Annotated in this window: 7 protein-coding genes and 2 pseudogenes; all 9 read right to left on the minus strand. The window is 35.6% G+C overall.

Going from position 1 to position 12017, the window contains the following annotated elements:
- Positions 1 to 10: 10 nt before the first annotated feature.
- The 9 genes and pseudogenes from moaA to SJY24_RS22010 all read right to left on the minus strand — a co-directional run bounded on the left by moaA (position 11) and on the right by SJY24_RS22010 (position 11659).
- The gene (gene moaA, locus SJY24_RS21970) at positions 11 to 1027 is read right to left on the minus strand and encodes a GTP 3',8-cyclase MoaA (RefSeq protein WP_340851059.1); all 1017 of its coding nucleotides are present in this window, start codon (positions 1025 to 1027) and stop codon (positions 11 to 13) included.
- Between the two features lie 20 nt (positions 1028 to 1047).
- Positions 1048 to 1845, minus strand: a complete 798-nt coding sequence (fdhD, locus tag SJY24_RS21975; protein ID WP_002086466.1) for a formate dehydrogenase accessory sulfurtransferase FdhD — start codon at positions 1843 to 1845, stop codon at positions 1048 to 1050.
- Positions 1846 to 1861: 16 nt separating this feature from the next.
- Positions 1862 to 2205, minus strand: a pseudogene (locus SJY24_RS21980) (Na-translocating system protein MpsC family protein).
- 150 nt (positions 2206 to 2355) lie between these two features.
- Complete coding sequence (locus tag SJY24_RS21985) at positions 2356 to 2838, minus strand: helical membrane plugin domain-containing protein (RefSeq protein WP_340803311.1); 483 nt, start codon at positions 2836 to 2838, stop codon at positions 2356 to 2358.
- A 158-nt stretch (positions 2839 to 2996) separates the two neighbouring features.
- Positions 2997 to 5945 (minus strand): formate dehydrogenase subunit alpha, encoded by a 2949-nt coding sequence (fdhF, locus tag SJY24_RS21990; RefSeq protein WP_377866199.1) that lies wholly within the window; start codon positions 5943 to 5945, stop codon positions 2997 to 2999.
- A pseudogene (locus SJY24_RS21995) lies at positions 5914 to 6106 on the minus strand (hypothetical protein). The gene fdhF and the pseudogene SJY24_RS21995 overlap by 32 nt, the downstream one beginning before the upstream one ends.
- A gap of 104 nt (positions 6107 to 6210) precedes the next feature.
- Positions 6211 to 6987, minus strand: coding sequence for a TerC family protein (locus SJY24_RS22000; protein ID WP_002168733.1), 777 nt, complete (start codon positions 6985 to 6987; stop codon positions 6211 to 6213).
- 156 nt (positions 6988 to 7143) lie between these two features.
- A complete protein-coding gene (locus SJY24_RS22005) occupies positions 7144 to 9879 on the minus strand; it encodes a sensor domain-containing protein (protein WP_377866200.1) in 2736 nt (911 codons plus the stop codon).
- A gap of 544 nt (positions 9880 to 10423) precedes the next feature.
- Positions 10424 to 11659: an N-acetylmuramoyl-L-alanine amidase gene (locus SJY24_RS22010; protein WP_377866201.1), complete on the minus strand. Its 1236-nt coding sequence runs from the start codon at positions 11657 to 11659 to the stop codon at positions 10424 to 10426.
- Positions 11660 to 12017: the final 358 nt, after the last annotated feature.

Raw genomic sequence — 12017 nt, forward strand, 5'->3', positions numbered from 1 at the left:
TAGTAGCTTCTCAGCCACCGATATGCGACATTTCAATTTTCGGCATTGCTTTTTTATTCGTACCGCTTAACCGTTCGTCTGAATAACGGTCTGAACGATTATTCCAAATGTCACGAATAACATTAGTAATCTCCTCATCCGTATATCCAAAGCGAAGTAATTCTTTAAGATCGTTTCCTTTAGAAGCAAACAAACATGTATACAATTTTCCTTCTGCAGAAATACGCGCTCTTGTACATGATGGGCAGAACGAATCTGTTACGGATGAAATAATTCCTATTTCTTCATCACTACCGATATAGCGATAACGTGTCGCAACTTCACCAGGATAGTTCGCTTCAATATGTTCAAGCGGCATCACTTTATGAATCATCTCTACTATTTCCTGCTTAGAAACTACTTCACCTAATTCCCAGCCGTTAAAATTTCCGACATCCATATATTCAATGAACCGAAGGATATGCTTATTCTCTTTAAAGTACTCTGCCATCTGAACGATGTCTTCTTCATTTTTCCCTTTTTGGACAACCATGTTCATTTTAATTTTCATTCCGGCTTCCGCTGCAGCCTGTATTCCCGCAAGAACCGTTTTTACTTTACTTCTATTCCCATTTAAATAAGAGAATCGTTCTTCATTTAACGAGTCTAAACTAACTGTTACACGAGATAAACCCGCCTTATATAAATCTGGAGCAAACTTTTTAAGTAATGATCCATTTGTCGTTAAACCAATATCCTCTACTCCATCAATTTCGTTTAACCGCTGTATGAGTTCAGGTAAGTCTTTTCGAAGTAAAGGCTCTCCTCCGGTAATACGTAACTTTCTTACACCTAAAGAAACGAAAATACGTGTAATCCTTTCAATTTCATCAAAAGATAAAATTTTATCATTAGACAAAAATGAATAATCACGACCAAATATTTCTTCTGGCATACAATATCGACAGCGAAAATTACAGCGATCAGTAACAGAAATACGTAAATCCTTTAAAGGACGATCTAATTTGTCTAATGTAACAGATTTCATGATTATTGCCTCGTTTCTACTTATTTTATATTTATAATCCGCTCTGGATGCGTATATACATTTAAAGATTTATTACGAATGAAGCCTATTGTAGTAATCCCTAACTGCTCCGCTAGTTCTAATGCTAACTCAGTTGGAGCTGATTTTGACAATATTACTTCACAGCCAATTTTCGCAACTTTTAATAGAATTTCAGAAGAGATACGTCCACTAAAAACAATAATTTTATCACCAATCGAAATGTTATTTTTTAAACAATAGCCGTAAATTTTGTCTAAAGCGTTATGTCTTCCTATATCCATGCGGCTTAAAACAATTCCACTCACATTACATAAAGCTGCATTATGAACGCCGCCTGTATGTTGAAACGTAGACGCAGATTGCTGCATATCATTCATTAACCGAAAACAATCCTCGGCAGAGATCTTTACGCGAATATCATTCATTTCTTTCGCAGTCAGCGCATCGTTCGCAAAAACAAACCCTTGCCTACTCATTCCACAGCACGAAGTAATATAACGTTTGTTTTGTATGTCACGATAATAAGGATTGATTTTCGTCGTTTTTACATGTACATAGCCTTCTTTTTCTTGCATCCATATTTCATCAATATCTTCATACTTTCGGATAATGCCTTCAGAGGCTAAAAAGCCAATTACCATATCTTCAATATACTCTGGAGTACTAACCATTGTAACAAATTCCTGGCCGTTAATTTTAACCGTAACAGGAAACTCTGTTACAATGCTGTCCTCTATATGTTTAAATTCCCCTTGCTCATATTTAAAAATTTTCCGTTCCACCTGAATCGATTTCACGATGAGCATCCTTCTCTCACGTTATATTTTTATCAAAAACAAACACGGAAACTGCAATATCCTCATCTACTTTCATATCAGAAAACAGATGAACTAACTTCGCACCAACAAGTTCTTCTAAATGTTCATGAGGATTAGCCACATACACTTCTTGAATCATTTTCGTTCGAGCCATATGAACCATTTCCGCCCCATCCGTAGTTCCCGAAATAAATTTCTCAGTAGGTGTTAAATTCCCATAAAGTGTTGCAATAGCCATGTTCTCGGTAAATACAGTATGAATTCTTTCCGCCCTTTCCCGAACAACTCTTTTCGAAGCTTTCGGATCATATCATTAAATTCATGTACCATTTTTGACATACTCTCATTCCTTCCTAGTTATTCCATCACAACTATTTTAACAAAATGACCATTTCGCCTAAACTATTTAATAATAAGACGAAATGGATCATCTTTTACAATTATCTCAAATACGCAAGCAACATATGAAATACTATTATTGTTGCTTATCTATTCTTCTTTTAACCCTTTACCCATACCTTTTAAGAAATGAAGACCAAATCCGATAGCACGATTAATATCTGGATCCTTCAGTACTTTCATAAGGTCTAATATTCCTACTTTTTTATTACTTTGCAAATGCTGATTTCCTTCATCCATACCTGTTAATACACTGCCTATAAGCTTTTTCGTAAGTTCCGGATCAAGTTCTGTTAAAGCTCCTGCAGCGCCCATCATATTATTAATTAAATTTGTAACTGGTTCACGAGTGACCTGACCTAGAACAATTTTTACGATTGGTTCTTTCGCTTTCAGCATAGAATTTGCAGCTTCCAGCATCCCAATGTCATTTAATTCACCTACTATATTAAACATTTGATTTAAAGCATCTTCATTATTAGCTAGCAGTTCTTTTAAAGCTTCGAGTTTTTGTTGTTTAAGTTCTTCCTCAGTTAGCTCCTGTTTCTGGATCGCTTGAATAGGTGCTGCCATATTCTTTTCTCCCCCTTAGTTATCCCGCATTAACGGGCAGTAAGAACCCTACCTCAAAATTCAGCGAAAGCAAAGAATTTAGGTGGGGGTCGGGCTGCCCGTAAACGCCCGATTGGTTCAACTAATAATCAGTGGGTAATAAAGAAAACCCCCACTGATTAAAGTTTCACTTTATCCGTTAAATGTACGTATCCTGGACGATCCCACTTACGATTTACCTCAATACCGTTTTGAGGGTGACGCTTTTTATTACGCGGGTTCGTTTTTGGCATCGGATTTTCGCCATCAACTTCTAACACTTCCATACGTACTTTCGTTTGCTTATATGCCGGCGTGTTTGTACGCAAGTCAACGGCAGGACCTGTTAAGAAATTAATTGCCGATTCTTTATCCGTCGAGTTCATCGGTAAATACAGTTCATTCGCTTTTACACGATCCGTTACAAGTACACTTAATTTAAGTGCTCCGAATGGAGAAACAAGGCGTACTAACGAACCAGTTTTCACTCCGCGTTCCCTTGCAAGTTCTGGAGAAACTTCGACGAAAACACCTGGTACTTTCGATTGAATACCAGTTGATTTATTTGTCATGTTCCCTTCATGGAAATGTTCAAGCATACGGCCGTTATTAATGTGAAGATCGTATTCTGCTGGGAATTCAGCAGGACGTACCCAATCAGCTATCGCAAAACGAGCCTTTTTGTCCGGGAAGTTAAATCCATCTTTGAATAGAAGCGGTGTATTCGTTCCATCAAAACTTCCCCAGTGGAAACTGTTCCATCCTTCAAGCACTTCATAGTTTGCGTGTGCAAATAGTGGTGATAAGCTTGCCATTTCCGCAAAGATTTCACTTGGGTGATTATAGCTCCAGTTTGCGCCTAACTTATTAGCAATTGCCTGCACGATCCACCAGTCTGGTTTCGCATCTCCTAGCGTTGGAAGCACTTGATATAATCTTTGTACACGACGCTCTGTATTTGTAAAAGTACCTTCTTTCTCAAGAGATGGCGCTGCTGGTAATACTACATCAGCGTATTGAGCTGTTTTAGAAAGGAACACATCTTGAACGACAAAGAATTCAAGGCTTGATAACACTTCATGTACGTGATTTGCGTTAGAGTCTACAAGAGCCATATCTTCTCCAACAAGGTACATAGCTTTCATTTTCCCTTCATCAATTGCGTGAAGCATTTCAATGTTATTAAGACCTGGTTTGTTATCAATTTTTACTCCGTAAGCTATTTCAAATTTCGCACGTTCTACATCGTCAGTAACGTGCTGATATCCTGGAAGCCAGCCTGGAAGTGTTCCCATATCACAAGCACCTTGTACGTTATTATGACCTCGAAGCGGATATGCGCCCGCACCTGGACGGCGATAGTTTCCTGTTGCAAGAAGTAAGTTTGAAATCGCAGCAGAAGTATCTGAACCACCGGTATTTTGCGTTACCCCCATTCCCCAAAGAATACACGTACCATCTGCATCACGAATCATTTCTGCCATTTTAACGAGCTTTTCTTTTGAAATGCCTGTAATCTCTTCTGCGTATTCAAGCGTATATTCCGCGAGACTATCTTTAAAATCATCAAAGAGGTTTACATTTTCATCGATGAACTGCTGATCGTGCCAACCTTGATCAATCATATATTTCGTAATAGCCATTAACCATACTTGGTCTGTTCCTTGCTTTGGACTAATAAAGATATCTGAACGCTCCGCCATTTCAGTTTTACGAAGATCTGCAACAATTAGTTTTTGACCGTGAAGTTTATGCGCACGTTTCACACGAGTCGCTAATACTGGATGACCTTCTGTTGGATTACAACCGACGATAATAACAAGACCTGATTGCGCAATATCTTTAATCGTCCCTGCATCTCCGCCCATACCAATTGTACGGAACAATCCATCTGTCGCTGGTGATTGACAATAACGTGAGCAGTTATCAACGTTATTCGTTTCGAACACTTGACGCGCTAATTTTTGAATAACATAATTATCTTCATTCGTAATTTTAGAAGATGAAATAAAGCCGATAGAACCTTTACCGTACTCTTCTTTAATAGAGCCCAATTTATTCGCCACTACATGAAGCGCTTCTTCCCAAGTCGATTCAACGAACACTCCATTTTTACGAATTAAAGGTTTCGTAAGTCGTTTTTCAGAATTAACGAAATCCCAACCGAATTTTCCTTTTACACAAGTAGAAATTGCATTAACTGGTGCCTCAGAAGTTGGTTGCACCTTTAAAATTTTGCGTCCTTTCGTCCATACTTCAAATGAACAACCTACACCACAAAACGTACATACTGTTTTCGTCTTCTTCGTACGAGTGTCGCGCATCGCAGCTTCTACTTCTGACACAGCGAAAATACCGCTATATCCAGGTTCAACCTCTTTAATAAGATCAACCATAGGCTCAAGAATATCCGGTTTTAACCCTGTCATAAATCCAGCTTCACCGAGCATCGATTTCTCCATTAATGCATTACAAGGACAAATTGTTACACATTGACCGCAGCTTACACATGAAGAATCGTTAATATCTACTCCTTCGTCCCAAATAACACGCGGGCGCTCTGCCTCCCAATCAATAGATAACGTTTCATTTACTTGTAAGTTTTGACATACCTCTACACATTGACCGCATGCGATACATTGATTCGGGTCATAGCGGTAAAATGGATGGGACATATCAACTTCGCCTGTATCAACTTTTGGTTCGTAAGGATATTTTTGATGCTCAATTTCCATTAATTCTGCCGTATTATGCAATTTACAATTCCCGTTATTGTTGTCACATACCGTACAGTAAAGTAAATGATTTTCTAATAAGCGGTCCATCGCCTCATGTTGTGCTGCCTTCGCACTAATAGAGGACAACTCGATATCCATACCGTTCGTCACTACTGTAGAACATGATCGCACTAGCTTTCCATTCACTTCTACAATACAAGTATCACACGTTTGAATAGGATCCACTTCCGGCACGTAACAAATTTGTGGATGTTCAATTTCGTTCTCATTAATAATGCCTAATATAGTTGAACCAGGCTCAGCACTATACTTTTTGCCGTCAATTGTAATATGAACCATGCTGTCGTTCATGGTTACTCCCCCTTTTTGAGAATAAAAAAAACTCCACCACGAAAATATACGCACCACATTTTTGGCACGTTATCATCATGGTGGAGTAGTTTATTAGCACATCTTGCTAAAATACCAGTCCATTTATTCATAAATAAAATGATAGATTCATAACAGGTCATATCACGATTCCATCTTTAACACTGTAATTATAGCGTTAAATCCAAAAATACACAATATAATTATCATTAAAAAGGACAAAGCACATAATGCTCTGACCTTTGTATTACATTTTAGGATTATTCTGAGATGACTTACTTCCCGGTGCAAACCAACCAATTAGTGCGATGGCAACTAATACTCCATAGAAGATTAAAGTCCAAGTTGTACTATGCGGAAAATCATGGTCTAAAATACCAATGTCCTCATGAGCCAGTGTAATTACAGCTAGTTTGACACCAACCCAGGCAACAATTGCATATGCTGTTGTTTCCAGTGCTGGACGTTTCTCCAGTAATTGTACAAACCAAGTTGCCGCAAATTTAATTAAAATAAGTCCGGCAATTCCTCCAAGAAGTACAACAATGAACTGTCCTCCATCCATACCTCCGAAATCGTCAAGCGGAGAATCCGGAAGACCGAGGGCAAGAGCGACTGCGGCTAATATTGAATCAATCGCAAAGGCAAGGTCAGCTAATGCAATCTTTCCTACTGTGAACCAGTAGCTTTTTCCTGCTGCTTCCTTTTCATCTTCCTTGTTAATATTTTGATTATTTTTTCCGAATTGCGCCTGAATGACATGCTTTAATCCTAAGTAAAGAAGATAAGCTGCTCCTATCGCCTGTATTTGCCAAACATTTGCAATAAATGATATAGCAAAAAGGGCTGCGAATCGAAAAACAAAGGCCATAATAATTCCGTAATTTATAGCTCTTTTTTTCTCTTCTTCGGGTAAATGCTTGGCTATAACTGCTAGTACAAGGGCATTGTCAGCCGATAACAATCCTTCTAATCCGATTAAAATTAACAATGCCCAAGCATACTCTAGCCATATTGAATCCATCCGCTTCTCTCCTTTCTAAAACTAAAATCAGATAAGGTCTTTGCTGATTAGAATTTCCTATTAAGCCAAATTAAATGCTAAAACATTTTGACAGTCACTTTGCTGTCCTCTATTTGTTATAATTTCAACAAAAAACAAATCTAGATTGTGGTTTTCTTAGAAAAGGTGACGCGACATTGTGCTTAAAAACTTGATGAATTCATCTTCACTTACAGGTTTACTGTAGTAATAGCCCTGAATTAGATAACATGCATTACGTTGTAACACTGTTAATTGTTCCTTCGTTTCCACCCCTTCTGCGATCACTTTCATGTTTAAAGTATGCGCTAGTGAAATAATGGTATGAATAATTTCATTTCCATCAGTAGAATTTTCGATCCTATTAACAAATTCTCTTGGAATTTTCAAGGTATCAATTGGATACAAAGGGAGATATGCTAATGAAGAATACCCTGTACCAAAATCGTCAATTGATAAATGTACACCATATGATTTTAATGCTTTTAACTTCGATAAGGTTTCTTTTTCATCTACCATTGCTATTCTCTCTGTTAATTCTAAATCAATCGAACTAGCAGGTACCCCTACTTCTTCTATGGTAGATATGATTGCTTGAACAAAATCTTTCTGTTCAAACTCTATAGCTGATAAATTTATCCCCATTTTTAGATTTGAATAGCCCGCAGAATGCCATTCTTTCAGTTGTCGACACGCTTCCTGTAACGTCCATTTCCCAATTGAAATAATTTGCGACGTTTCTTCCGCGATAGGTATAAATTCAAAAGGAGAAATAAGTCCCAGTTCTGGATGTTGCCAACGAATTAAAGCCTCTGCACCAATAACCATACCAGTCTTACTGTCAACTTGTGGTTGATATAATAAAAACAACTCATTATTTTCTAATGCCTTCGGTAAATCCTGTTCTAATCGTAATCGTCTTGTTATTTTTTTTGATAATGTCTCGTCATACATGCAAACAGCATTATTACCTTTTTCCTTTGCACTATACATAGCAATATCAGCATGTTGTAAAAGTGTAGTAGTATTTATTCCTCCAAACGGATACACCGCTATTCCTATACTAAGAGATAAGTAAAAGCTATGCTGATTAACTACAAATGCTTCTTCAGTTATACGAAATAGAGTTTCACACAAATCCAATAGCTGTTGCTCTGTGTGGTTATGGACTATGATCGCAAACTCATCTCCCCCTATTCTCGCTAGAGGAATAGCCGGTGACAGACATGTCCTAAAACGTTTAGCAACTTCTTTTAAAACACTATCACCAATTGAATGTCCCAGTGTATCGTTAATGGTCTTAAAACGATTTAAATCTATATACAAGAGTCCAAATTCACCCTGCGTTTTTCGTGCACGCTCAATGGATTTTTCTAATTCTTGTTGGAAGAATATTCGATTTCCAATCTCCGTCACTGTATCATGGAATGCTAGATAGTTTATCTCATCTTGTTGTTTCTTCATTCTCGTAATGTCTTTTACCATTACATAACTCCCAAAAGTTTGTCCTTCTATCATAATAGGAACAATGGTGACGTACCAAAAACGAATGTCCTTCTCATTATTATTTTTCACACGTAATTGTAACGAAGCCGAACTGCATCGTTTCCCTTCCTGTAGAGCTACTTCCAATTCAGATCTATCTTCGTCTAAAAAAATCGAGAAGCACTCTTTACCTATTAATTCATCACTGTTTTTTCCTAATAACATACTTCCAGCCTGGTTTATATTTAACACAGTACCATTTGAATTAATCGTTAAAATAGGATCTGGATGATACTCATATAATGACTTAAATCTCTCTTGATTTTTGACCAAGTCATTGGATTTGTTTATTAAATCTTCTGTTCTTTGAGATACTTTTTGTTCCAATTGATTATTAAACACTTTTAACATTTCGGTTAAATCGCTGTTTTGCATTCGTACGATAGTATGACGAATCAGCACAAATACAAATGCAATACAATTCCCAGTAATAAGTGTAGCCGAGGCAGTTTGCTCTTTTAAAGTAAAGCCAATTAATACCGCAACTGCAAGATAAGGAAATATAACAAGAAGTTTCTTCCCAAATGTGGGATCGATAATGAAATAATTCCTTCTAGAAGATGCATTCTTTGAGATCGAAGCAGCAATAGCGATAAATAATAGGAAAACTCTATACAAACACCTTAATAATATAAGTGAACGATCTGATAAATCATCTTGTAAGTAAAAATACAAGTAGTCCGTAATAGCCAACCCAGTTAATACGAGGATAAAAATAAATAATTTACTTTTCGCATTAAAAATAGCTGGTCGAAAGATTAGACTAACTCCTAATAAAAGAAGTAATAAATCTATAATCGGAAAAATAAATGAGAGAAAAACATCTCCAATTGATAAGAATAAGATATTTGCAGAAGGTTTATTAAACAGGTACCACTCTAATGTAAAAATGGCAGTAACAACAATACATAAATCACAAATTAAATACGCTTTTTCCCACTTGTTACATTCCATAATGATTTTATAAAAGAATGCAAAGAGAAAGAAGAATAAGAAAAACAACAAAAACACATCAGAGATATTAAAATTTTGTATCGGCAATTCTACATTAAGTACTTGAAAAGCGGATATAAAATTCCCTATCAAGAAACATCCTATTGCAATAGTAATGCAAACCCAGAATACTCCTAACTTAATTTTTCCGGATAATATAGAATAAAGTAATGAGATAAATACAGTAGTTTCAACAACTAAGGATGATAGTCGGATATTAAAATCTGATACAAAATAATGATTCGGAAAAACAAATAAAAATATAAAACAAAAGCTTATATAGAATATTAGAGCTATTGTTAATAAGATAAATTGCAAATGTGAATGTTTAAGCAATATATTCACCTTCTTAAGTCTTTCATCATTTTTTAAAAATTTGTTTCTAATTATTATTCATATTATGACCATTTCAAAAGATTTCTTTCAAAATAAAGCAGCCTTACATTACACCTGCAAATTTTTAATAATTCCATAACAGGAATTACAAAAAAATATGAACAGCAATGTCCTTAACACTATCAATTATTGTTATACGAACTATTTATGTAACAAGTTTATTTAATAGCTAATGAGTTCAAAGAATGTTTTCTTTGAACTCATTGTATACTGCCAATCTGAATCATATAACTTAACTATTTTCAAATTAAAATTTCACGTAAAAATAATGAATGTAGGTGTATGCCCCTATCTATTTATCTTTTTTTCTTCATAACTTCTATAGTATTCATTAAGTACGCTAACTTAAACACCGACTTATTTATAATCCTTAATAAGTCGGCGCCAGTATACACTATAAAACTAAAACACATTACAAATAACAAAATTATACTTTAGCAATTTATAAATTACTTATTCCTAGAATTACTAAATTCCCTTTTACTTATTTCAACCTATATTCAGATACATTATTTCCTTTCCATTCATAATAATCTAAAATCCCTTCATAAATGGCTTGTGCTGCAATCTGTCTACCGTTTGCCGTAGATAGTTTACTGTAATCGATACCATTATCTATAAAAGCCAGTTCCGTTAACACAGCTGGCATGCCGTTTTCTCTTATAACGTGAAGATCTCCATGTTTAACGCCTCTATCACGTGTTTGAAGGGCCTCTACTAAACGTGCTTGGATTTTTTCCGCCAACACATGGCTTTCTTCCACATGAGGATTTGTTTTTTCGGATTCAGAAGATTTATAATAGTATGTTTCTGTCCCTTTTGCATTACCATTATAAGCATTTGCATGAATACTTATAAAGATATCCCCCTGATTTTGCTTAGCAAATTTAACACGTTCCTGTAAAGAGCTTTTTTGATCATGTCCAGGTCTAGTATCAGATTCACGAGTTAATAAAACTGTAAATGGTGTATGTTTTTCAAGCAATTGTTGTAGGCGTAAGGAAGTGTCTAATACAATTTTACTTTCAGGCAATCCCTTTGTGGCTTTTCCAGGATCTTCGCCACCATGTCCAGGATCAATAATGATTGTTTTATTTTCTAAAGGATTTTTCGGACTGGATTGAAGGGCATCTGTTTTGGCAGTAAGTTGTGCGGCTTCTGCACGTGTTATGAATTTATTTGGTTGCCAGCCGTTATCTGTACCAACTGAAATTTTTAAATCAATTAAAATATTGGCGAATTTTTCACCCCAATGCCCTTTTAAATCTTCAAATTTACTTATTCCATTGCTAGGATTTATATTTTGTAGTTTATATGCATTCACTAGCATTGTAGCCATAGCAGCACGAGTAACTTTTCCAGAAGGATTAAATATTCCATTTCCTTCACCTTTAATTATTCCTGCTTTTTCAGCTGCGGCAATGTATGGCGTTCCCCAGTGGTTTTGTGAATCTGTAAAAGATGGTTTTGCATTTAAGTCAATATGTATACCAAGGGCCTTTGTCATAATTGTTGCCGCAGAAGCCCTATCTAATGTATCACTTGAACCAAAAGTTCCATCTGGATAACCACTCAATACTTTTTTATCAACTAAATAATTAACGGATTTGTCAGCCCATGCAGGAACATCTGGGAATTTATGAGTATTTGCAAATGCACTAGATGAATAGGATAGTAGACTTCCAGCAAGAATTCCTGTAGCAATTAATTTGTATTTCAAAATGTAACACCTCTAAAAGATTATTACAACTTGGTAAATATATCATTTATAGTTAATCTTTAAATAATACGACCCAGAATAAAGAATAAATTGAATAGGTATTATCACTATATTACAGATAATAAATTTAAATCCAACTATTATTCCGAAAAGAATCCTGAGACATACACTTATAGATAGAGACTATTAAATATATTCACCAACGTCGTGTAACCAGTATAGTTACTTATATGTACGAGTGTCAATTAAAAAAACCTTACATTTTTGTAAGATAACCATGTTAATTATGTAGTAAGTAATTATTATATAATGTGAATAATTACTCGGTATAATAAAATAGTAATCTTATATTTTAAAC

Source organism: Bacillus sp. R86525, assembly GCF_042466195.1.
GTDB classification, from domain to species: domain Bacteria; phylum Bacillota; class Bacilli; order Bacillales; family Bacillaceae_G; genus Bacillus_A; species Bacillus_A nitratireducens.